A 23,654-nucleotide genomic window follows, 5' to 3' on the forward strand; every position below is an offset into this window, starting at 1 on the left:
AGGAATTATACCAGCAAAATTAAAGCTGATAAGTGTACGCTGTTTAGCGACAATTATCATCGGATAAAGTAGATTAATTATGTTGTTTTTTCATATTATTTAATTAGCTATAACTGAATATGACGCGGTTAATCTTGTCGCTTATAATCACTCAAATCTGCCCACTTTCTAACCCATGGAGCAGCTAATGAATATTGTGTCTGAAGACTTTTAGCTTTTAAGTTTGCAACCGTTACGGTATCGAAATCACCTAATAATAAAACATAGCGTTGCTGGTAACTCATAACGTAAACCTGTGGCTCTTGTGCCATTTTAGCTAAAATAGGCGCGAGTGATGCTTTGTCATTAACACTTGCTAGCTGCAAAGTGAAACCTTGTACTTTCAAATTTGGGTTATTATCATTCTCAACAATATCACTGGGCTGAACGACTGCTTGGATCTGTGCTTTTGGCAATTTACCTTGAAAAGATAATCCCTTTATTGATGAACTCACCGTTACATCACTGTGATTGTCTGGAGCGGTGTTGTCGTTAACGTCAGAGATATTACGCTCACCCAGCGAGGTATCTGCAGCCATTTGCTTGTCAAATAACACGAGAGCTTGTTTATTTGCAGTAGACTTAGTGAGTGCCAATTGCCTTTTGGCAAAATAAGCACTCAGTGTCGTGTCGGCAAAATGAGCGACATATTGCTGTGCTTTTACACGTACGATTGATTGCTCTGCTGTCAATGTTGGTGCTAATGATGTTGAAATCGGCACAGGTAATTGACTATTAACCGCTGCCCCAATGGCAACAAAAACCGAGATAACAGCCAAAATTACAAACAGCTTAACTGACAGAGACCAAGAGGGTTTCTCTGTTTGTGGTTCTTCTAATGCTAACGCTAATAATTGAACAACTTCAGCTGGCGTACCCTGCTGTTTCTCTAGTTGTTTATGAATAATTTCACGTGGAATAAACGGCGCTTGCTCGCTGCGGAGCAATAAACTCTGATAAAGGCCATCGCGCTCGGGCACCGATAAAGGTTCAATAGTGACGGGTAGCAATCTAGCGCGTATATCATCAGTTAACTCAGCGACTAAGGTATACCAAAAACTGGGCGTGACGGTCACGGTTACTGCAACAGGTTTTCCTGCACAATGGATTTGACTCAGCAAAATGCATTCAGCCCAAATATCTTTAGGCAATAAATCGGCATCATCAATAATGATGTGCAGCGGCTTTGTTAGACTAGATTGGATCCTAAGCACAGTGTCCATTAAAGGACGTTCATCATCAAAAATAGGGGCGGAGATTAATTGGACCAGAATTTTTCGACGAATTTCAGCGCTATCTGCGTGTTGAGGACAAATGATTAATGCGCAATTATAGTCGTCCAGTTCACTTGCTAATGCGGCTGTCAGTGTAGATTTACCCGACCCCTTGTCACCGCAAATAACCAACAACTGTTCACCATAACTAGCAATATGCTGCAAACGCTGAACTAGCGCTTCTTGAGTGGGGAGTAACAATAGTCCTGGAGTCGTCAATGATTCACCACACTATAATGAATATGTAGCATAGTTATAAGCAGCTAATAACCTGTTTCAGTAAGTCTTCACCTACTTCACTAAAGAGATCAGCTTGGCCTATACCCGTAGGTAATACTAAACGAATTTTACCACCTAAGACTTTTTTATCACGGCGCATATGCTTAATAAAATGCTCAAAACCCATCGACTCGGGAGCCGTTATAGGTAAATCAAACGCTTGCATCAACTGACGAATACGCTCAACACTTTGATCATCTAATAGATTAAGTTTACAGGCTGTTTGTGCAGCAAGAACGGTACCAGCAGCTACTGCTTCGCCATGTAACCAGACACCGTAGCCCATTTCAGCTTCGATAGCATGCCCAAAGGTATGCCCAAGGTTTAATAATGCTCTAACACCTTGTTCAGTTTCATCTTGCGCGACAACATCAGCTTTAATCTGGCAACATTTTGCAATGGCATAGTTTAACGCATCAGTCTGGAGCGATTTTAATGCATCGACATTAGCTTCAAGCCATTGAAAAAAGTCCGCATCCCAAATAATACCGTACTTAATCACTTCAGCCATACCTGCGGCAAACTCATTTGCGGGTAATGTCTGTAAGCAAAGCGTATCGATAATCACAGATTTGGGTTGATAAAATGCGCCAATCATATTTTTCCCAAGTGGATGATTTACTGCCGTTTTACCACCGACAGAGGAATCAACTTGGGACAATAATGTTGTCGGCACTTGAATAAAATCAATACCACGCTGATAACACGCTGCCGCGAAACCAGTCATATCACCAACAACACCACCACCTAGCGCAACTAATACTGAATCTCGGGCAAAGTTATGCTCAAGTAATCCAGTAAAAATATAATCTAGATGCTGTAAATCTTTAAATTTTTCGCCATCAGGCAAAATAACAGTTTCAATACGCGCGCAAGCGCTCATCGCTTGTTGTATCTGTTGAAGATACAACGGAGCAATGGTGTCATTTGAAACAATTAAGGCTTTTTTGTTTGTTAGGTAGCGAGCAAATAGCTCGCTATCATTCATCAAATCCTGGCCAATATAAATGGGGTAACTTCTATCACCTAATTGAACCTGGATCTGTTGCATGTTGTTACCTAAAAGCCGAGTTGCTCGATAATTTGGTTTGCGACGATCTTCGCGCTTTGCTCATCAGTTTTAACGATAACATCCGCAATTTCCTCATATAAAGGATTACGAATTTCCGCTAAGCTTTCGAGCACTTCACGTGGATCATCTACTTGTAACAACGGGCGACGCTTATCACGCTGAGTACGCGCAACTTGCTTGTCGATTGTTGTTTCTAAGTAAACCACTATACCTCGAGCAGAAAGATAATTGCGGATATCTTTACTCTGAACAGAACCACCACCTGTCGCGAGAACGATACCTTGCCTTTCTGAAAGATCACCAATGACTTGAGCTTCACGACGACGGAAACCCTCCTCACCTTCAACATCAAACACCCAGGCAATATCTGCACCGGTACGTTGTTCAATCTCGTGATCTGAATCGTGGAAATCTAAATGCAGCATTTGCGCCAGATGGCGACCAATTGTGCTTTTACCTGCGCCCATAGGGCCTACCAGAAAAATATTGCGTTTTTCAGCCATTGCGTATACGTCTGAATCTTATATGGAAGAATGCCTTATCGACTTAAACTTCAAGCCGACCTATAATTTAACCTTGCTCTATTGAGACTTGACGAAGGATTATCTCAGTTAAGGGCTACCGCTTGCAAGTCATCACAGCTATTTATCATGATTTTATTATGTCACTGATACTAAAAATCCAAAAAAAAATATAATATTTGCGATTAAATGTTTGTTAATGCAAAGATTATACATGGATTGGCACGACACAATCTAATTGAGGCATATACTATCATACTTTAATGAGGTCGCCATTATTGCCACTTAAAATGCTAATTTGACAAACTGGAGTGACGTGTAGTGATGATATATTTAACGAGTTTGATCATTATCGCCGCAAAAATAACCGCCATAAAAAAGCCAGCGGTTAAATAGCTGGCTTTTTAGTGTTGTTATTGGCGAAAGAAACTAGCGTTTGTCAGCAACAATCTTAGGGGTTACAAAAATTAACAGCTCTTGGCGCTCATTTGTGTCGGTTGAATTTCTAAATAAGAACCCCACTAGCGGTATATCACCCAACACAGGAACCTTACTCACACGGCTAATCAAGTTTTGCTGATAAATACCACCTAATACGATAGTCTCACCATTATCGACCAGTACCTGAGTACCAATACGCTGAGTATCAATCGCAACCGCTTCACCCGTTGCTGTAGCAACCGTTGTTCCTTGAGAATCTTGGGTAATTTCAAGATCTAGGATCACCCGGTCATCTGGGGTGATTTGCGGTGTAACACGAAGCGATAGCACGGCCTTCTTAAAGGTCACGGTTGTTGCACCACTTGATGCAGACTCAACATAGGGAATTTCAACACCCTGCTCAATGTATGCCGACTTCTGGTTAGAAGTGGTAATACGTGGGCTGGCAATAATTTCACCTTTGTTTTCTTGTTCTAATGCACTTAACTCTAAATCGAGTACGGTACCGTCAGCCAATTTAGCCACATGAAAAGCAATACTAGTAGCCGAACTTGCCGCAGCCGGTAGATTCACGTTAAGGCGATCATCAATGCTTGGAATAATACCATTGGCAATACTGGTTGCACCTCCAATAGTACCAGAAGTGCCTTTAGAACCCTGCTGATCTGTTATGCCCCAGCGAATACCTAGATCTTCAGACACATCATCTTTAACTGTCACCATACGTGCTTCAATTAGCACTTGTTTAATGGGGATATCTAATACTTCAATCAAGCGGTGTACGTTTTCTAAAATCTCAGCCGTATCTTTTACCAATAGCGTATTTGTACGTTCATCTACGGCAACACTGCCTCGAGATGATAATAAGGTTGAATCGGTGGTTTTAAGTAACTCCGATATATCAACAGCTTTGGCGTAGTTTATTTGTAAGAATTCAGAATATAGCGGTGCTAATTCTTTGACTTCTTGTCGGTTTTTCAAGTCATTACTTTCACGAATAGCAAGCTCTTCACTCGGTGCCACCATTAAAATATTGCCTTCAATGCGTTTATCTAGACCTTTAGTTTGTAAAATAAGGTCTAATGCTTGATCCCAAGGCACATCGTCTAAACGCAAGGTAATATCACCTTCAACCGTATCGCTTGTCACAAGGTTAAAGTTGTTATAATCAGCAATAATTTGCAACACGGTACGAACCGCTATGTTTTGGAAGTTTAGTGACAATGAACGACCATTATATTTTTTAGCCTCTTTAGCAACAGAGACTCGTTCGACTTTGTCTACGCTAACTTTAAATACATTGCCGTCTTGGCGATAGTTATAGTCATAGTTACCGTCAACATCGACCAAGATACGGGTGGTCAAATCATCTTTAAATGTTTCAAAACTATTCACTGGTGTGGCAAAGTCTTGAACATCCATGACGTAAAGTAAATCATTGCCAATATCGGTGTTATAGAGTTTTATTTCAAGCTTTGAACCGACTTGCTCTACATTCGCCGCGACAGAACGATTGCTAAGATTAAATAATATTTCTCCACCACCGGTTTTATTGCGGCGAAAATCAATACTGCTAATAGCATTAACAAATGGATTGTTTGCTTCTACTGGACCGGAAACATCATCATTTATGGTTAATCGATAACTATTATCAACAATTTTACCTTGATATGGCTTCACTTTATTCATGGCGACAATGATTTGTAAATTGCCACCTTGTTGTTGTGTATTTACTTCTTTTACACCAACAGCATTTACCGGAATTTTGTTTTTATTTAAATTAGAAATAGTGTCAGAGAACATCAACATAATTTCTGCCGGGTCTGCCGATAAATCAACAGACGGTGACACTATTGATGATTCAAAAATCAACTCTAATTCTAATTGGTGATCAACCATTGAATGATATTTGACGTCCATAAGACGATTAGCAGCTATCGCATTGGGTACTAGACCCATTAATAAAACTGCGCCTAAGAGCGCTCTAAAAAATAATAACTTTGTTATTGCTTTTTTCATCGCGGCAGAAGATTCCATTATTCACTCATCCTTCGCACGTTATTTTCCTGATAATTCTAAATTGCTGGTTCTTTCAGTCCAGCAACCTGAACCATCAGGGATTAATTCTATAATTTCGATAAATTGCGTCGTTACTTTAGCAATTCGTCCATGATAAAGCCCTAAATATTCACCTACACCCATACGATAAACATTGCCATCACTAGATTCTATTAAAGCCCAAATAGTACTCTCTTCACTCAATGTTCCACGCATTCTTAAAATGTCTAATGCATAGGTTTCTAAACGACCTTTGCGACGCTTTAAGTCTGGCTGTAAACAATCTTTAGATGTATCAATCACCTCTTCAGTCAATTCCCTCGACGGTGGAACAAACGGACTGCGCATCAATTCAGCTTGATAAGCAAAATGTTCAAACTTCGGTGTTTGCTTCAATGGCGGTATACGTGCAACGTGTTGCGCCTTTGTAGTAGTAACAAATAACTCTAAATCGCTGCGATCACCGATACAACCACTCAATAAAAACACCATTGATAACAATAAAAGCAAAAACTTCATTATTTCTGCTCCTTATTGGCCTGTTGCGATAATTCAGCCCCTTCTTTAAAGCGATAGGTTTTGGCGAGAATATCCATAGATAATCCACCGGCATCATTCTGCTTTATTATAAAGTCATGCAGACTGACAATTCGAGGTAATTTTGCAACACCACTGACCATATTACCCATCTGATGATAATCACCGACTACTGACATCTTTATTGGAAATTCAATATAAAAATCACGTTCGATTTCATCATCCCAATCTAGACTGTTAATTCTAAGGCCCGCGTCAGTGGCAACAAACGTTAAATCATCTAATAAACCTGGCATTTCATTTTCAGAAGGCAGCATTTTAAGCAACTCGGCAAACTGCACTTCCATTATATCTAGTTGTTCTCGATACAGTTTTAGATTAGCAGCTAAACGATATTTAGTTTCAAAATCTTCACGTAGTTGGATTTCTTTCTGCTGTTCGACTTTTATCACATCAATCGAGTCTGAAATAAACAAATAATAACTGGCACCGATAACACACACAGACAAAAACACAGCAAATACAACTTTTACCAGCTTGGGCCAACCACCGATATTTTCAAAATCGATATCATTAAATTGATCTAGGTCGAGATTCATTTTCTCGCTCCTTGGTTCGCATCAGCATTGGTTATTTGTGAATCATCACGAATAGTGACACGTAATTTAAAGCGCTGTAATTGCCTTAACTCTTCATTTTGCGTCACAATCGATTGCATACTTGGATCGTTAAGATAACCAGAGGTTTTAACCTTTCTCATCATATTAGCGACATTATTATTCGATTCGCTGCGTCCTTCGATTAATAACACGCTACCCTTTTTCTCTATACTTGAGAGATAAATACCAGGCGGCACCATACGGACTAATTCATCTAAAACATGAGTAGGTAAATTACGCGATTGTTGTAAGTTGAGAATTATTTCAGTTCGACGTTCAATGTCTTTTTTACGTTCGGTAATTTTTCTAATTTCTGCAATTTGGGTATCAAGTAAGCTAATTTCCGCTGCTAAATATGCATTGCGTTGACGTTGATCATCAGTGACAACCTCTAGAAAACCCAGAAATAAATATATAACTAATGATGTCACTAAAAAAACTAACGCTAGAATGCCAATAAAGTCGCGTTTTTGCTTCTCTCTAGCTTCTTCACGCCAAGGTAATAAATTTATGTTCGCCATTGAGCATAACTCCTTAGCGCAAGACCACATGCCAGCATATATTTACTTATATTAGGTTGAAGCTGACTTTTCATAACATCATCTGCATGTAAACAACCTTGGAAAGGATCTGCAATAATGGTATGGGTGCCTAACTCGTTACCGAGTAGTTCAACCATTCCTTCTAACTTAGCGGTACCACCACACAAAACGATATAGTCAACTTTTTCACGTCCACTGGCAGTACAGTATATTTGTAACGTTCGTTTAATTTGCTGTAACAATTGTGTCTGATATGGTGATAAGACTTCGAACATATAATTACGCGGTAATTGACTAGAGATCTTAGCTTGTTCAGCCTCGTCATGAGGCATTCCATAATATGACATAATTGATTGAGTGAATAACTCACCGCCAAAGGCTTGCTCACGTATAAACGTAGTGTCACCATTTTCAACCACAGAGAATGTGGTCATATTGGCACCAATATCAATCATGGCGATGGATTTATCTTTAGCACCATCAGGTAACTGACCATAAATTAATTCTGCAGAGCGCCCTAAGGCATAAGCTTCCACATCAACAACTTTGACTACTAGATCAACAGAATCTAAAGCGTCCAAACGTGAATCAATGTTTTCTGTACGGCATGCGCTCAGTAACACATTAACTTTGGTTGGATCGGTGATATTCGGGCTAAGACGTTCAAAATCAATGCTGACTTCATCAAGCGAATAAGGAATAAGGTTGTCAGCTTCAATTTCAATTTGAGCTTCCATTTCCTCTTCATTCAACGCGGCATCCATATAGATGACTTTAGTCATAACAGCGGAACCTGAAACAGCGACTGCTGCAAATTTGACCGATTTAGGTAAACCTCGTCTGATTTGCCTCAGTGATTCAAGTACCGCTTCAGAATCACGAATATCATGATCAACAACCGCTCCCTTTCTAACAGGAACGGCCATATGGTTTTGAATTTTATATCCATCGGCAGTCTTGCTCAACAAAATGGCTTTTATTTCATGAGACCCAATATCAATCCCGACCATTTGAGGTGCTTGACGCTTCCACAATTTAGAAATCATAGTCCGTCATCACAATTCTATTCTTATTTTCTAAGAGATTAGCACATAATCAACTCGTTAAAAGTATTTGTATAAGATGTTTCAACATTTTACAAATACTATTTACTTATTTCATGTTTTACTTCACCAAAAACTCTCCCGCTTATATACTAGCGCCACTATTTGTAATTTTCTGGAATTATCGAGTGAAATGGTTTAAACGTTTATTAATTGCATTTTTTAGCCTATCACTACTGGGAGTTGCTGCTATAGCAGCCGCTTACTTTTATGTGTTGCCTGATTTACCCGATGTTAATTCGCTAAAGACGGTACAATTACAAACTCCGCTGCGTATTTATAGCCGCGATGGCAAACTTATTTCTCAATTTGGTGAGAAACGCCGCATACCTGTAGAGTATGAAGAGGTGCCCGTTCAGTTAATCAATGCGGTACTCGACACCGAAGATGCACGTTTTTTTGAGCATAACGGTATTGATCCGATTGGTATTATCCGCGCAGCAATCATCTTGATAACGACAGGTGAGAAGAGTCAAGGGGCAAGTACGATTACCCAACAGGTTGCCCGAGGATTTTTCTTAACCAACGAAAAAACATACATTCGTAAAATCAAAGAAATATTCCTCGCGCTAAAAATTGAAAAGGCGCTATCCAAAAAAGAAATTTTAACGCTTTATTTAAATCGCTCTTTCTTAGGCAACCGCGCCTATGGTGTGGGTGCTGCTGCTCAAGTCTATTATGGCAAAGAACTTAGTCAGCTTACACTGCCAGAGATGGCAATGATTGCGGGTCTACCTCAAGCCCCATCTGCAGCCAATCCCGTTAGAAACCAAGAACGAGCCATATCACGTCGTAACTGGGTATTAAGCCGTATGCTTGAGAAACGCAATATTACTCAAGCAGAATATCAAGCGGCAATCAATAGCCCTTCTAGCGCAAAATACCATGGTGCTGAAATTGATTTATACGCTCCGTATATTTCGGAAATGGCGCGTGATTACATGACCCAAAAATACGGTGAAGAAGCAGCCTATACCAACGGTTACAATGTCTACACTACAATATCATCGGATTTACAATTGATGGCTCAAGAGTCATTAAGAGATAACGTTTTTGCTTATGACCAACGCCATGGTTACCGTGGTCCGGTTACGGAATTATGGACGGATACGCCGCTAAATAACGATGAGATTGTCGCTATTTTAAAACGCACATCTTCGATGCAAAGCATTATGCCTGCAGCAGTGCTGAGCGTAAAAGATCAACAAGCACAGGTGATAGATGACAAAGGCGAACTGATTACACTTGAATGGAAAGGCTTAAAATGGGCTCGTAAGTTTATCTCAGATAAACGTCAAACCTTACCACCAAAGCAAGCAGCCGATATACTCACCGCCGGCCAACAAGTGTGGATCCGCCATAATGGTAAGCATTGGCAATTGTCACAAATCCCAATAGTATCGAGTGCAACCGTCTCACTTGAACCTCATGACGGCGCAATCAAAACCCTCGTGGGTGGATTTAGCTTTCGCAAAAGTCAATTCAATCGGGTAACCCAAGCTAAACGCCAATTAGGTTCCAATATTAAGCCTTTTATTTATGCTGCGGCATTAGAAAAAGACTACACCTTGGCGACGCTCATTAATAATGCACCGATTAACAAACCTGATACCCGTCAGGGCACAGCGTGGCGCCCTAAAAACTCACCCGATGTTTATGGTGGACCAACACGCTTACGTGTCGGCTTAGCTCAGTCGATTAACGTTATGTCGGTCAGAGCGATGCGACATACCGGTTTAGACGACACCATAAAAGAGCTGGTGAAGTTTGGTTTTGATCCGAGTGATTTACCACGAAATGAATCGTTAGCGTTAGGGTCGCCGTCAGTGACACCATTACAAGTTGCCACGGCATTTAATAGCTTTGCTAATGGCGGTTATTTAGTTGAATCTTATTATATCGATCACGTGACCGACTCATACGACAACATTATTGAACAAACCATACCGACTATTGCATGCAGTAAACCAGAGCCCTCTGTTGTAGAACCTGTGGCTATTGATGACCCATTTGCTGCGATGGCTGAAGAGCTATCTCAACAAGCAGTAGGCCTATCAGCAGATACATTAGACGAAGAAACTGAGGTCGATTTACTGACTGCTGAACAAAATATTTGCAGTAACCCACAAGCTCGCTTTGCTAAGCGGATCATTTCTGAACAAACGGCATTTTTGATCACTGAAGCGTTAAAGAGCGTTATTTGGGGCGGCGGTGACTGGAGCCAAGGTACGGGATGGAATGGTACAGCATGGCGAGCGTCTAAATTAATTAGACGTCATGATATTGCGGGTAAAACAGGAACAACTAACGAGTCTCGAGATACTTGGTTCAGTGGTTTTAATCCTACACTTACCGCGACCTTCTGGGTTGGTTTTGATGATTTTGGTCGTCAACTCGGTCGCTCAAGCTGGGTGGCCAATGGCGACCCCGATCAAATATCGGGTGGTGAAGCTGGGGCGAAAACCGCAGGTCCTGGCTGGAATGACTTTATGAATAAAGCCCTCGCGGGTAGCCCGGAAGCGCCGGTTATTCCACCGAAGGGGATTGTCTCTGCACGTATTGATTTAGCCACGGGTAAATTAACACGTAAGACAGACCACACCACACAGTTTGAGTATTTTGTTGAAGGTACAGAACCCAAAGAATATGTCACCGAAACACCTCAAAGTGGTGATATCTTTATCGACAATGTTGCTGAAGATTTATTTCAATAACACCCTTTAAAATAAGCGGATAAAAAAAGCCATTCAGTCGAATGGCTTTTTTATGTCTGAACTGACCAACTATTGAGTGGCATCGGGCAGCAATAATTGATGTAGTTCAGCTAAATTACGGACCTGATAGCTTGGAGATATATTATTAGTCACAGGTGCATCATGATGATTTAACCAACAGGTGTCGATACCGGCATTGATACCGCCTAAAATATCAGAATGTAGGTTATCACCGACCATGAGTACTTGATGCTTCTCCGGCTCCCCCATTAAGCCAAACGCATGATGAAAAATAGCCACATCAGGTTTTGCTTTACCCAGTTGTTCAGAGATAACCACAGGATTAAAGGCACCTTGAAAGCCTGTGCGACTCAAGCGGATATTTTGTAACTCGGTAAAACCATTAGTAATGATACCAAGCTTGACCCTACCATTTAATGAGTCAATCAATTCCCGGGCACCGGGTAATGGCTGACAAATATCGGCCATTGCCGCCAGAAATTGACTGTTTAGATGTTGCGGGGTAACAGACAACTTTGTCGCCCAGTCATGAAACCGAGTGTGTTGTAAATGCACAGCACTAATTACACCATTTTGGTATTCAACCCATAGTGGTTTGTTGACCTGCTGATAAACAGCAAAGTTTTCGGTGTTAAAATCAATATTAAATCGAGAGAACATTAATTTCAATCCCGCAAAATCATCGAAATGAAATAACGTTTCGTCAGCATCAAATAAAATCCATTTATATTTATTGAGCATATTTAACATCAATGAGATCCTTATTTCGTTCAAATAAATGGTTAACTATGGCAGCTAAGCGTTAAATAATGACTTTAACGCAGCTTCTTGCCTCAGTAGACTTTGATAAATAGTTAGCTGATTTATCGCGCGATCAAGATTATGGTTTTGGTGCTTGATCCCAAAATAAACATCACCATTTAAATAATCAGTTAAAAATCGTACCCCAAGCATTAACGGCATCACTTTAGTTCCTAGCCATAAACTGCGCTTTTCAAGCGGGGTAATGATGCCAGCGAGAGACGCTATATACGCGTTTGCCGCAGCAATAATGATCTCAGGTCGTGCATACACATTGCCTAAGTCAGTCGAGTCTTCCGGCTCAGGGGAACAAAAAGCCCGCACCATATCACCAAAGTCATACATCAAATACCCTTTCATGCAGGTATCTAAATCAATAATAGCCAGACTAGACATATCTCGACTATCAAACAGCATATTATTGATTTTAGTATCATTGTGACAAATCCTTAGCGGTAAGGCAGCTTCATATTGTACTAATTCTGCTAATAAATCCGTTTGTGCTAAGCACAAGTCCGGCCATTTTTTACACTGGACTAATCGACCGTTGACATCATTAACCATTGCATCATGCAATTGAGTGATACGCTGGGGTAAATTCAAAAAGTTGGGAATAACATCGATAATGTCATTGGGGGTTAAATCACTCAACGCCGCGGCAAAATGGCCAAAAGCTGCGGCGGCCAGCATGGCTTGTTCGGGAGTATCAACCACTTCAATCGTATCGCTATGGGGCAAGTAATCTATTGCTCGCCAAAACCCTTGCTCACCTAAATCTAAGTAAAGTGCACCTGAAACGGTGGCTATTGGACTCACCACTTGCAATGGATATTGCTGCTGTTGACGCTTAGTGAGTAAATGCTGACTAATATTGCTGGCATTTTGAATCATCACCTTAGGATCGGTAAATATTTGGGTGTTGATACGCTGCAAGACCATCGTTTTAGCGTTATCATTCACCAAAAAAGTCTGATTAATATGGCCATTACCCAGTGGATGAAGCGTACTATGCTCGCCCCTAAAACCAAACTGAGACAATACATTTTTGCGGATAAAATTAACCAATCACAACTCCAAACTCATCTTTATCATAGCCAAAGATAACCGACAGAGCTCTACTGTCTGATTATCTCCCTAATGGTTACTGGCTTAGTATCATTTCAAATTGAGGGTTTTGCATTAATGTTGCTTGGCTGCCCTTTAAGCTAAATTCATAACCACACAACTTAAAGCTACCTTTAAGCGCGACATTATTGACAATGGCATCTTTATCCAGCGGCGTAAATCTGGCTTCAGTGGCACTGTCCTGTAACCGATCAACCGTGAGTGGTCGATAACGACTACCATCATTAAATTCAAGGTTGGCGCAGGTTTTATCGCCTATGGCGCTGGCTAAATGCCACAAGCGTCTAGCATCACCGCGATCCCCTAACCAGCGTACAATCAGAACATCGCCGTCTAGTACTAACCAAAACCCATCCGGCAGTTTAATCATTTGTCGACTACTGGCTTGTTGTTGATTGATCATCTCATCAGCATGGTCAGTTTGTTCTGTCGCCTCGCCAGAAAAAACACTGATCAAGGCGGAAACTAAATATACAACCAAACCGGCAGCGACAATGGCAGCAGTAATTTTTCCGATTAAAATAAGCTTTTGCTGATGTAACTTGGCCACATTAAGCCAAGATTTTGCAAGCTCGGTAATCGACCCTGAATGCAATGCATCCTGATCAACATAAAGAGGCTGATTACTGCGAGCAGATGATGTAGAAAATGATCTGACTTGATCATCCTCCATTTTCTCATCAACGTCATGGTCCATGTGTGCGTCAGTTTGCTCGGAACTTGCCTGCTGCACCACATCATCATTTAATTGATATTTTTCTGTCTCGAAAGAATCTGGCTCAACCGAACCCGTAAAGTTCACTTCATCATCCGTTATCTCTGTTGATGAAAATGTACTCTCTGGCATAGTATGAACAGGCATAACCCGCCTTTTCATTACCGGTTCTTGTCGGTGATGTACCGAGCCCGCAAAAGATACTGGCACCATACTGGGTCCATTATAGCCTTGCACATAATTAATCTTACTTTTAGCCGGCATAAAGGCCAAATAGCCACCACAAGCTAGGCCAAACAAAAACACTCCTGCGAGTGCGCCCAAAGGCGCCATAAAGTAAGTCAATATGCCAAAAAGGCCCACAGGAACGACACAAACCATCGCCAATTTAATCGATTTATTGACGTCATTTAGGCGACGAACAGCAGACAAACCAACAATAGGCATTATCGTTAGCGTCACAACCCAATTAATTACACTCGCCGGGAATACGATAGCAGCGACAGTTAACAACAAAAATGCTGCTAATATAATTATCATTAACCTTAAGCCTGTGTCACGACCATCTCGGCACAGTAGGGGTTTTACAAACATCAATCATTCCTATTAATTTACAAAAAAATCAAAACAGCTGGCTACATAACAGAAATCGTCGGTGATTCTACACCGCTATTACAAGGTTAAAGGATTGTTGTTATCATCAAAATCGACAACCGCTATTAATAGCCCAAAGCCTACAGAATTTATCTTATAAAGCCAGACCCAAGCTAGATTTTGGTTTACTTTTTTATTCCTACTTTTGCAAGTCACTTTTATCCATCTTATCGCGATAAGACTCATCAGCAATCTCTATGATTGCGCTAGCATAACCCTACCGTTAACGAGTATAATGTTAAGCTTTCTTAATGAATAATCGGATGAGCAACCTTATTTATGAGCACTCGTGGAAATCTTTTTATTGTGTCAGCCCCTAGTGGCGCAGGTAAATCATCACTTATATCAGCACTATTAAAAGATAAACCCAGCGATAAACAGGTTTCTGTGTCACATACGACCCGTAAACCTCGCCTTGGCGAAGTCGATGGACAGCATTATCATTTCGTGTCTATTGAGCAATTTAAAGCATTAATTGCCCAAAATGCCTTTCTTGAATGGGCCGAAGTCTTTGGCAATTTTTATGGCACCTCCAAGCGCGTCATCGAACAAACCTTAGATAAAGGTATCGATGTATTTCTTGATATTGATTGGCAAGGCGCAGAGCAAGTTAAAAAATTGATGAAAACGGCATTAGGGGTGTTTATTTTACCGCCGTCTAAGTCCGAGCTTGAACGCCGTTTAACCGGTCGAGGCCAAGACAATCAACAAGTGATTGATTCACGTATGGCACAAGCCGTTTCTGAAATGTCACATTACGCTCAATATGACTTTGTGATTGTAAATGATGATTTTGATGACGCATTGGTCGATTTAAGCGCCATTATCCGCAGTCAACGATTAACCTGTGCTAGTCAGCAGTATGCCCACAATGATATGATTACTGATCTCTTGGCAGATTAATTGTCATAGTGTACAATTTTGCGTCCTTTTTTCCCAATAGATAACACTGGAGTTTCAACACATGGCTCGCGTAACTGTAGAAGACGCCGTAAACAAAATCGGCAACCGTTTTGATATGATCCTGGTTGCAGCGCGTCGTGCACGCCAAATCGCCGTCCAAGGTAAAGAACCTATGGTTGATGAGATGAATGATAAACCAACGGTTGTCGCATTACGTGAAATCGAATTAGGTTTAGTCACCTCAAATACTTTAGATGCTGATGAGCGCCAAACTGTTCGTGAACGTGAAGCAGCTGAAATTGCCGCTGTCGCAGCCATTGCAGAAGGCCGCGTTTTATAAGGAGTAGCGCCACTTGTATCTGTTTGAAGGTCTAAAAGAGTCAGCATCCAGCTATTTAGAGCCGGATCAAGTAGAATTACTCAAGCAGGCCTATTTGGTTGCGCGTGATGCCCACGAAGGGCAAATGCGCACAAGTGGCGAGCCTTACATTACCCATCCCGTTGCGGTTAGCCGCATCTTGGCAGACATGCGTCTCGATCATGAGTCGCTTATGGCTGCCTTACTTCATGACACCATCGAAGATACACCTGTCACCAAAGAAGAACTCTCTGAGTTATTTGGTGTTGCTGTTGCAGAACTCGTGGAAGGTGTATCAAAGCTTGATAAAATCAAGTTTCGTGATAGAAAAGAAGCCCAAGCGGAAAACTTCCGTAAAATGATGATGGCAATGACTCAAGATATTCGAGTGATCCTCATCAAATTGGCTGATCGAACCCACAACATGCGTACTTTAGGCGCACTTCGCCCTGATAAACGCCGTCGTATTGCTCGTGAAACCCTAGAAATCTACGCCCCAATTGCTAATCGATTAGGTATTCACAATATCAAAATCGAACTTGAAGACTTAGGTTTTCAAGCCTATTACCCTATGCGCCATAGAGTGATCCGCGATGTTGTCAAAGCGGCCAGGGGTAATCGTAAAGAACTGATTAATAGTATTGAAGTTGCTATTGAAAAACGCCTTGAAGAGGCTGGAATACCCACAAAAGTTAAAGGCCGTGAAAAAAACCTCTACTCGATTTATCGAAAAATGCGCAGTAAAGAACTGCAATTTCAAGAGGTCATGGATATCTATGCGTTCCGCGTTATTGTTGACTCTATCGATACCTGTTATCGCGTTTTAGGCGCTATGCACGGATTATACAAGCCGCGCCCTGGACGTTTTAAAGATTATATCGCTATTCCAAAAGCCAACGGTTATCAATCATTGCACACATCATTATTTGGTCCTCATGCGGTTCCTGTTGAAGTGCAAATTCGCACTGAAGAAATGGATCAAATGGCCGACAAAGGTGTCGCTGCACATTGGATGTATAAAAATAAGATTGATTCGGCTCAGCAAAGTACCTCTCAAGTTCGTGCTCACCGATGGATGCAAAGTTTGCTGGAATTGCAGCAAAGCGCCAGCAGCTCATTTGAATTTGTTGAAAACGTTAAAACAGAGCTATTTCCTGAAGAAATTTATGTGTTTACCCCAGAAGGCCGTATTTTAGAATTGCCGGTTAATGCCACAGCTGTCGACTTTGCCTACGAAGTGCATACTGATGTGGGTAATACCTGCGTGGGAGCGAGAGTCAATCGCCAAGCTTATCCTCTGAGCCAGCCACTGATCTCTGGGCAAACGGTTGAAATTATTACAGCTAAAGGCGCTCGTCCTAATGCTGCATGGTTAAACTTTGTGGTCACCGGTAAAGCTCGTGGTAAAATTAGGCAAGTATTGAAGAGCCTTAAAGGTGATAACGCCATTGCATTAGGTAAGCGTTTGTTAAACCATGCCTTGGGTGATACTAAACTTGAGAATATTCCAGCCGATTTACTTGAAAAAGTGATTAAAGAAACCAAACATACTTCGCTGGACTCATTACTGGCCGATATTGGCTTAGGTAATGCCATGAGTATTGTGATTGCCCAACGTTTATTAGGCCAACAGCTAGACGCTCACGATCATAATAAAGAAACCTTGCAGATGCCAATTCGTGGCGCTGAAGGTATGTTGGTGACCTACGCTAATTGTTGTCGCCCTATCCCTGGCGATGCCGTCATTGCCCATGTGAGTCCAGGCAAAGGTTTAGTGGTTCACATGGAAAGCTGTGCCAATATTCGTGGCTATCAAGGCGAGCCTGATAAGTACATATCAGTGCATTGGGACAACGTAGAAGGCGCAGAGTACCAAGCTAATCTGCGCGTCGAAATTGTTAACCATCAAGGTGCGCTGGCTAAAATCACCTCGATTATCGCTTCAGCTGGGTCAAATATTCACAATCTCAGCACTGAAGAACGTGATGGCCGAGTGTATTTGATTAATTTACGTATTTCAGTTAAAGATCGTGTCCATCTTGCCAACGTAATGCGCAGGATACGCGTTTTACCTGAAGTATTACGCACCTCGCGTAATCGCTAGTCACTGATCACAATAAAGAGAACACAACATGGCTGAAAAAATTATCATCGCAACCGACAAAGCCCCACAAGCAATTGGCACTTACTCACAAGCCGTTAAAGTCGGCAGTACCGTTTATCTTTCAGGTCAAATTCCATTAGATCCAAAAACCATGACCATGGTAAGCGATGATTTTGCTGAACAAGTCGTGCAAGTTTTCGAAAATTTATCTGCGGTATGCGAAGCTGCAGGCGGAAAAATGAGTGATATCGTTAAGTTAAATATCTTCCTGACCGATCTGTCTCATTTCGCCACAGTTAATGAAATTATGAGCCGTTATTTTCAACAGCCTTACCCTGCTCGTGCCGCTATTGGCATCAAAGCGTTACCAAAAGGGTCATTGGTTGAAATGGACGGAATAATGGAAATCTAAGCCCAACGGTATAATATTGTTTAAAGGCGCCTAGAGCGCCTTTTTTATTATCTGTGGGCCCCCTATTGTAGAGTATTTACTCAATACCTATTGTTAATTCAGCAGATCCTGCTAACGTGTTGATAATGTTACCTTGCACACATAGTGTGCAATTGTTTGCGCCAGCGCACAAAAATAGCCATAATAAGTTTATAAAGACCCACAATAACAATAAAGAACTATGGAAGCGTCTATGGAAAATTTAATTAAAACGCCGGTTGAGATGTTGTCTCATTGGGTTGATACACAAGGCGATAAAGTTTACCTTCGCCAGCCAATTGACGGTAAGTATGTGGATTTCACCTGGCGTGAAGTTCAACAAAAAATGCAACAAATTGCAGGTTCACTGCGTCATTTAGGTCTAGAACGTGGCGACAAGGTTGCTGTACTGTCTAAAAACTGCGCCGAGTGGTTTATTGTCGATTTAGCATTAATGTACGGTGGTTACATTAGTGTACCGGTTTATCCAACCGCGAATGCTGAAACCATTCGCTATATACTTGAACATAGCGGTGCCAAAGCCATCTTTACCGGCAAGCTCGATCATTGGGCTGAACAAGAAGCGGCTGTGGGCGGTGACATTCTCCGCTTAGCCATGCCTTATGACACTATGCCAGCTCAATATCATTGGCAGCAACTGTTAACGCTGGGTCAGCCGCTTGTTGACGAGCAGCTGCCAACGGCTGATCAAGTCATGACGCTCATTTATACTTCGGGGTCAACCGGCAAACCCAAAGGCGTGATACAAACCTTTACCAGCTATTGCTGGGCCTGTGAAGCGGTCATTCATGATTTACAAACCAATACGACTGACCGACTATTATCTTACTTACCTCTGGCACACATTACTGAACGTGTGGCGATAGAAGGTTCATCATTCTATTCTGGAGCAACGATTTCTTTTGTAGAAAGCCTCGACTCATTTGTTGATGATATTCAGCGTTGTCGTCCAACGATATTTTTCTCCGTGCCGCGCTTATGGACGGTATTTCAATTAAATATCATCAATAAAATTGGCGTCAAAAAACTCAACACATTACTGAAATTGCCCATTATTAGCAGTATCGTTAAGCGTAAAATAAAAAAAGGTTTGGGTTTAGACCAATCACGCTTGAACGGCTCAGGTTCAGCGCCTATCCCACCATCATTACTGCAATGGTATAACAGCATCGGCATTGATATTTGTGAAGCGTGGGGCATGACCGAAAACTGTGCTTACTCGATAATCAATTACCCATTCAATGCCAAAAAAATCGGCACGGTTGGCCGTCCGGTTGAAGGATGCTTAGTGCGTCAAACTGAACAAGGTGAGTTATTAGTCAAAAGCCCAGGCTTAATGAGTGGCTATTACCTGCAAGAAGCCGCTACCGCTGCAGCATTTACTGAAGACGGCTTTTTCCTCACTGGCGATTTGTGTGAAATCGACGAAGACGGTTACATTGACATCACTGGCCGCGTTAAAGACAACTTTAAAACCTCAAAAGGCAAATATGTTTCACCGGTACCTATTGAACGTAAATTGGCTCAAGATTCACATATTGAGCTAATTTGTGTTATTGGTTCTGGCTTACCGCACCCTATCGCTTTGGTGCAGCTTTCTGAAGGTTCAAAATTACAGCCGCGCGAGGAAGTAAGAACCTCATTAAAAGAGAGCCTCGACAGTATTAATCCCAAGCTTGAGTCACATGAAAATATTGATGCCATTATAATCGTAAATGATGACTGGACCATTGAGAGCGACGTATTAACGCCGACGTTAAAAATTAAACGTCACGTTCTGGAAAAAGCATTTAGCGCCAAAGTAGAAGGTGTCCGCGGTGCTAAAGTACGTTGGGAAGACGAATTGTAATCACCCGCTAAATGATTAACTATCTTAAAAAAAATACACGCAATATGCGTGTATTTTTTTGACATATTCTGTCAATATACGCCCCATCAACTATTCAATGTTAACAATGTTGTTACACACCCTTACTTAGGCAGAGACTCTCATGTTCATTGCGTTAACCATTATCGGCGGTTTTATCATTTTAACCTTTGGTGCAGAAGCTCTTGTGCGCGGAGCCAGTGCTGTAGCGCTTCGTTTAGGCATTGCACCACTGATTATTGGCTTAACTATTGTAGCATTTGGTACTAGCGCCCCTGAATTGGCGGTAAGTGTAAAATCGGCATTAGCAGGTAACCCGGGGATTGCTTTAGGTAATGTGGTGGGGTCCAATATTGTCAATATCGGCTTAATTTTAGCTATTACCGCCCTTATTCGCCCTATTACAGTGCAATCTCAAATGGTTAAGCGCGACATCCCTATCATGATTTGCGCATCGGTATTAATGTGGTTTTTACTGCTTGATGGTGAAGTGAGCTTTATCGACGGTGCCATTTTATTCAGTGCACTTGTTAGCTATTTAGTGTTTAGTTATGTCAGCGCCAAAAATAATCCCGAAGATCTTGATCTTGATGCCAGCCCTCAACACCCAGGGTTATCAATAGCATTAATTATTATGGGTATCGCTATGCTGGTCGGTGGTGGCATATTATTTGTTAATGGTGCTGTGGATTTAGCCAAGCAATTTGGCATTAGCGAAGTCATCATCGGCTTAACTATTGTGGCGATTGGCACCAGCATGCCAGAACTTGTCACCTCGGTGATGGCTGCACTGAAAGGTCAAAGTGACATTGCCATCGGTAATGTGGTTGGATCAAACATTTTCAATGTGCTCGGTATTTTAGGCGCGACTGCGTTAATCCACCCTGTCTCCGCTGCCGGATTTAACCAAATCGATTTTATCGCCATGCTGATCTTTGCTTTCATGGTATTACCGTTTGCTTGGAGCGGCTTACGTATTGGTCGCCGTGAAGGTGTAGTGCTTCTAGCGGGTTACTTAGGTTACACCAGTTACTTAGTCATGCAGGTTGGGTAATTTTACGAAACTATTTGTCAGAAGCGATTAATAAACTCAATGCTAGCAACCGAATTGACGCCGCCAGAATCGCCAAACAAAAGGGTTGGTTATAATTAGCGGCTTAATATTGCCTTGTATTGAAAGTCTGCTAAGATACCTTAAACATATGTATATAATTACAGTGATTCGAAATTGACAGCTTGAAATTACAATGCTTTTTTAAATCTTTAATCACCAACTTGGGGTGCGCACAATTTGCTACGACTGGATCTTGTTCCGATCACCGACCTTAAAGGTGTTGCTAAAAAGGTCGCGGAAAAACTGGCTAAGTTAGGTATTAAAACAGTACAAGATGTACTGTTTCACTTACCGCTGCGTTATGAAGACCGTACGCAAATCTATCCCATTGCCGCGTTGCCTCCTGGCAGTTATGGCACCATAGAAGCCGAAATTCAGTCGACTCAAATAATGCAAGGTCGGCGACGTATGCTAATGTGTAATGTTCGCGATCACAGCGGAATGATGAGCCTGCGTTTTTTTAATTTTTCAATGGCACAACGTAACGCCATGGAAAATGGATCCACCATTCGGGCTTACGGTGAAATACGTCGAGGCAATCATCACAAAGAAATTGTTCACCCCGAATATCAAATTATCCATCCTGGTGGATCAGTCACATTAAGCGACACACTAACGCCTATATACCCGACAACAGAAGGGGTAAAACAAGCCAGTTGGATAAAACTGACCGAGCAAGCCTTAACCATGTTAGATGATGGTGGATTGCCAGAATTATTACCCAATGGCCTGCAGCCAAACAATATTAGTCTTCGCGATGCGCTGCATATTTTACATCGTCCCCACAGCTCGGTGTCACCATTTGAATTAGAACAAGGTCAACATCCGGCACAGCAAAGGTTAATACAAGAAGAACTGCTCGCTCATAACCTCAGTATGTTGCAACTACGCCAACGTAGTAACCAAGATGCCGCAGTGCCTATGCCTGCAACCGGCCAATTATCAAGCCCTTTTTTAGCCCAGTTGCCCTTTAAGCCAACGGGGGCACAACAGCGCGTAGTGGCCGAAATTCGCCAAGATATTCAGCATCCAACGCCAATGATGCGTTTAGTTCAAGGTGACGTTGGCTCAGGAAAAACCCTGGTGGCGGCGCTTGCAGCATTGCAGGCTATTGAAAACGGATACCAAGTAGCCATGATGGCGCCGACCGAGTTACTCGCTGAACAACATGCCAGCAATTTTGCCGCATGGTTTGAACCTCTGGGAGTGAAAATAGGTTGGTTAGCAGGCAAACTCAAAGGTAAAGCTAGAGTCCAATCCCTTGAAAACATTGCCTCTGGTGCAGCCCAAATGGTGATCGGTACTCATGCGATATTTCAACAAGCGGTGGTATTTAACAAACTGGCGCTGATTATTATTGACGAGCAACATCGTTTTGGCGTTCATCAACGCTTAGGTTTACGAGAAAAAGGCGTCAGCCAAGGCTTTCACCCGCACCAGTTAATTATGACGGCCACGCCAATTCCGCGCACCTTAGCCATGACAGCCTATGCAGATCTTGATACCTCGATTATTGATGAACTTCCCCCAGGGCGCACACCCGTGACGACCGTTGCCGTTGCTGATAGCCGCCGCGAACACGTTATTGAGCGAGTCAAACAAGCAGCATTACATGATAATCGCCAAACTTATTGGGTATGTACCTTAATTGAAGAATCTGAAGTGCTTGAATGCCAAGCTGCTGAAGACACTGCAGCGGAACTCACCATAGCATTACCTGAACTCAAAATAGGCTTGATCCATGGCCGAATGAAAAGCGCTGACAAACAGGCCATTATGGCGCAATTTAAAGCGGGTGATGTAAACTTATTAGTCGCCACTACCGTCATAGAAGTGGGTGTTGACGTACCCAATGCCAGTTTAATGATCATCGAAAATCCTGAACGATTAGGCCTAGCGCAGTTACACCAATTAAGAGGTCGAGTCGGCCGAGGCGCGGTAGCCAGTCATTGCGTGTTACTCTATAAAGCGCCATTGTCGCAAACGGCCACCAAACGCTTAGGTGTTCTGCGAAACAGTAACGACGGCTTCATCATCGCCCAAAAAGATCTCGAAATTAGAGGGCCTGGTGAAGTGCTCGGGACAAAACAAACAGGTTTAGCCGATCTCAAAATCGCAGATTTACTTCGCGATCAACACTTAATTGAACCTACTCAAAAATTAGCCGTACACGTTAACCAGCAAGTGCCACAAAACGTAGACGCTATCATTCAACGCTGGATAGGTGATAGACAACAATATGTCCAAGCATAATACAATACTAATCGTAATATATTGTTCATTATCATCAGTTATCACTAGA

The 23,654-nt window shown here is 41.9% G+C and carries 19 protein-coding genes and 1 pseudogene; 9 read left to right on the top strand and 11 right to left on the bottom strand.

Translation table 11 applies throughout. The features are described from left to right. Positions 1–128: 128 nt before the first annotated feature. The 8 genes from AAEY93_RS13635 to AAEY93_RS13670 all read right to left on the bottom strand — a co-directional run bounded on the left by AAEY93_RS13635 (position 129) and on the right by AAEY93_RS13670 (position 8,468). On the bottom strand, positions 129–1,532 hold the full coding sequence (locus tag AAEY93_RS13635) for an ATP-binding protein (RefSeq protein ID WP_124013203.1): 1,404 nt from the start codon (positions 1,530–1,532) through the stop codon (positions 129–131). 34 nt (positions 1,533–1,566) lie between these two features. Beyond that, on the bottom strand, positions 1,567–2,643 hold the full coding sequence (gene aroB, locus AAEY93_RS13640; RefSeq protein ID WP_351077607.1) for a 3-dehydroquinate synthase: 1,077 nt from the start codon (positions 2,641–2,643) through the stop codon (positions 1,567–1,569). An 8-nt stretch (positions 2,644–2,651) separates the two neighbouring features. Then, positions 2,652–3,167 carry a shikimate kinase AroK gene (gene aroK, locus AAEY93_RS13645; protein ID WP_011635865.1) on the bottom strand — a complete coding sequence of 172 codons (516 nt, stop codon included), beginning with the start codon at positions 3,165–3,167 and terminating at the stop codon, positions 2,652–2,654. A gap of 447 nt (positions 3,168–3,614) precedes the next feature. Then, positions 3,615–5,663, bottom strand: a complete 2,049-nt coding sequence (locus AAEY93_RS13650; protein WP_124013201.1) for a type IV pilus secretin PilQ — start codon at positions 5,661–5,663, stop codon at positions 3,615–3,617. 21 nt (positions 5,664–5,684) lie between these two features. Further along, positions 5,685–6,203, bottom strand: coding sequence for a pilus assembly protein PilP (locus AAEY93_RS13655; RefSeq protein WP_101033064.1), 519 nt, complete (start codon positions 6,201–6,203; stop codon positions 5,685–5,687). After that, on the bottom strand, positions 6,203–6,820 hold the full coding sequence (locus AAEY93_RS13660; protein WP_101033065.1) for a type IV pilus inner membrane component PilO: 618 nt from the start codon (positions 6,818–6,820) through the stop codon (positions 6,203–6,205). The genes AAEY93_RS13655 and AAEY93_RS13660 overlap by 1 nt, the downstream gene beginning before the upstream one ends. After that, a complete protein-coding gene (locus AAEY93_RS13665; RefSeq protein WP_101033066.1) occupies positions 6,817–7,401 on the bottom strand; it encodes a PilN domain-containing protein in 585 nt (194 codons plus the stop codon). The genes AAEY93_RS13660 and AAEY93_RS13665 overlap by 4 nt, the downstream gene beginning before the upstream one ends. Next, positions 7,389–8,468 (bottom strand): pilus assembly protein PilM, encoded by a 1,080-nt coding sequence (locus AAEY93_RS13670; protein WP_124013200.1) that lies wholly within the window; start codon positions 8,466–8,468, stop codon positions 7,389–7,391. Before AAEY93_RS13670 ends, AAEY93_RS13665 begins: the two co-directional genes overlap by 13 nt. Positions 8,469–8,653: 185 nt before the next feature. On the opposite strand from AAEY93_RS13670, the gene AAEY93_RS13675 reads away from it, so the two are divergent. Continuing rightward, positions 8,654–11,239: a penicillin-binding protein 1A gene (locus tag AAEY93_RS13675; protein WP_124013199.1), complete on the top strand. Its 2,586-nt coding sequence runs from the start codon at positions 8,654–8,656 to the stop codon at positions 11,237–11,239. Positions 11,240–11,308: 69 nt separating this feature from the next. On the opposite strand, the gene yjjG is transcribed toward AAEY93_RS13675, so the two are convergent. The 3 genes from yjjG to AAEY93_RS13690 all read right to left on the bottom strand — a co-directional run bounded on the left by yjjG (position 11,309) and on the right by AAEY93_RS13690 (position 14,495). Beyond that, positions 11,309–12,010 (bottom strand): pyrimidine 5'-nucleotidase, encoded by a 702-nt coding sequence (gene yjjG / locus AAEY93_RS13680; protein ID WP_351077614.1) that lies wholly within the window; start codon positions 12,008–12,010, stop codon positions 11,309–11,311. Between the two features lie 45 nt (positions 12,011–12,055). Continuing rightward, positions 12,056–13,126 carry an aminoglycoside phosphotransferase family protein gene (locus tag AAEY93_RS13685; RefSeq protein ID WP_124013197.1) on the bottom strand — a complete coding sequence of 357 codons (1,071 nt, stop codon included), beginning with the start codon at positions 13,124–13,126 and terminating at the stop codon, positions 12,056–12,058. Between the two features lie 76 nt (positions 13,127–13,202). Next, a complete protein-coding gene (locus AAEY93_RS13690; RefSeq protein ID WP_124013196.1) occupies positions 13,203–14,495 on the bottom strand; it encodes a DUF805 domain-containing protein in 1,293 nt (430 codons plus the stop codon). A gap of 339 nt (positions 14,496–14,834) precedes the next feature. On the opposite strand from AAEY93_RS13690, the gene gmk reads away from it, so the two are divergent. From gmk to recG, 8 genes and pseudogenes are all read left to right on the top strand, one after another. Next, entirely contained in the window at positions 14,835–15,458 is a 624-nt protein-coding gene (gene gmk, locus AAEY93_RS13695) for a guanylate kinase (protein WP_351077619.1), read from the top strand. A 61-nt stretch (positions 15,459–15,519) separates the two neighbouring features. Beyond that, a complete protein-coding gene (rpoZ, locus tag AAEY93_RS13700) occupies positions 15,520–15,798 on the top strand; it encodes a DNA-directed RNA polymerase subunit omega (RefSeq protein ID WP_011635854.1) in 279 nt (92 codons plus the stop codon). 13 nt (positions 15,799–15,811) lie between these two features. Further along, positions 15,812–17,920 carry a bifunctional GTP diphosphokinase/guanosine-3',5'-bis pyrophosphate 3'-pyrophosphohydrolase gene (spoT, locus tag AAEY93_RS13705; protein ID WP_101033073.1) on the top strand — a complete coding sequence of 703 codons (2,109 nt, stop codon included), beginning with the start codon at positions 15,812–15,814 and terminating at the stop codon, positions 17,918–17,920. 28 nt (positions 17,921–17,948) lie between these two features. Next, positions 17,949–18,332: a deaminase RidA gene (ridA, locus tag AAEY93_RS13710; protein ID WP_101033074.1), complete on the top strand. Its 384-nt coding sequence runs from the start codon at positions 17,949–17,951 to the stop codon at positions 18,330–18,332. Positions 18,333–18,564: 232 nt separating this feature from the next. Further along, entirely contained in the window at positions 18,565–20,220 is a 1,656-nt protein-coding gene (locus AAEY93_RS13715; RefSeq protein ID WP_351077624.1) for an AMP-binding protein, read from the top strand. A 142-nt stretch (positions 20,221–20,362) separates the two neighbouring features. After that, a complete protein-coding gene (locus AAEY93_RS13720; protein WP_351077626.1) occupies positions 20,363–21,292 on the top strand; it encodes a calcium/sodium antiporter in 930 nt (309 codons plus the stop codon). Between the two features lie 2 nt (positions 21,293–21,294). After that, positions 21,295–21,387: pseudogene (locus tag AAEY93_RS13725) on the top strand (DNA-binding response regulator); the annotation flags it as partial. A 142-nt stretch (positions 21,388–21,529) separates the two neighbouring features. Continuing rightward, on the top strand, positions 21,530–23,605 hold the full coding sequence (gene recG, locus AAEY93_RS13730; protein WP_124013192.1) for an ATP-dependent DNA helicase RecG: 2,076 nt from the start codon (positions 21,530–21,532) through the stop codon (positions 23,603–23,605). The last annotated feature ends 49 nt before the right edge of the window (positions 23,606–23,654 follow it).

It is taken from the genome of Shewanella sp. CAL98-MNA-CIBAN-0140, assembly GCF_040309905.1.
GTDB lineage: Bacteria > Pseudomonadota > Gammaproteobacteria > Enterobacterales > Shewanellaceae > Shewanella > Shewanella psychromarinicola.

What these genes read in the sequence shown, in the direction of transcription:
- AAEY93_RS13715 (WP_351077624.1), top strand. Translation starts at nt 18,565, where the DNA reads ATGGAAAATTTAATTAAAACGCCGGTTGAGATGTTGTCTCATTGGGTT.
- AAEY93_RS13650 (WP_124013201.1), bottom strand. Translation starts at nt 5,663, where the DNA reads ATGGAATCTTCTGCCGCGATGAAAAAAGCAATAACAAAGTTATTATTT.
- aroB (WP_351077607.1), bottom strand. Translation starts at nt 2,643, where the DNA reads ATGCAACAGATCCAGGTTCAATTAGGTGATAGAAGTTACCCCATTTAT.
- AAEY93_RS13655 (WP_101033064.1), bottom strand. Translation starts at nt 6,203, where the DNA reads ATGAAGTTTTTGCTTTTATTGTTATCAATGGTGTTTTTATTGAGTGGT.
- rpoZ (WP_011635854.1), top strand. Translation starts at nt 15,520, where the DNA reads ATGGCTCGCGTAACTGTAGAAGACGCCGTAAACAAAATCGGCAACCGT.
- AAEY93_RS13670 (WP_124013200.1), bottom strand. Translation starts at nt 8,468, where the DNA reads ATGATTTCTAAATTGTGGAAGCGTCAAGCACCTCAAATGGTCGGGATT.
- yjjG (WP_351077614.1), bottom strand. Translation starts at nt 12,010, where the DNA reads ATGTTAAATATGCTCAATAAATATAAATGGATTTTATTTGATGCTGAC.
- AAEY93_RS13660 (WP_101033065.1), bottom strand. Translation starts at nt 6,820, where the DNA reads ATGAATCTCGACCTAGATCAATTTAATGATATCGATTTTGAAAATATC.
- gmk (WP_351077619.1), top strand. Translation starts at nt 14,835, where the DNA reads ATGAGCACTCGTGGAAATCTTTTTATTGTGTCAGCCCCTAGTGGCGCA.
- aroK (WP_011635865.1), bottom strand. Translation starts at nt 3,167, where the DNA reads ATGGCTGAAAAACGCAATATTTTTCTGGTAGGCCCTATGGGCGCAGGT.
- AAEY93_RS13665 (WP_101033066.1), bottom strand. Translation starts at nt 7,401, where the DNA reads ATGGCGAACATAAATTTATTACCTTGGCGTGAAGAAGCTAGAGAGAAG.
- ridA (WP_101033074.1), top strand. Translation starts at nt 17,949, where the DNA reads ATGGCTGAAAAAATTATCATCGCAACCGACAAAGCCCCACAAGCAATT.
- AAEY93_RS13690 (WP_124013196.1), bottom strand. Translation starts at nt 14,495, where the DNA reads ATGTTTGTAAAACCCCTACTGTGCCGAGATGGTCGTGACACAGGCTTA.
- AAEY93_RS13720 (WP_351077626.1), top strand. Translation starts at nt 20,363, where the DNA reads ATGTTCATTGCGTTAACCATTATCGGCGGTTTTATCATTTTAACCTTT.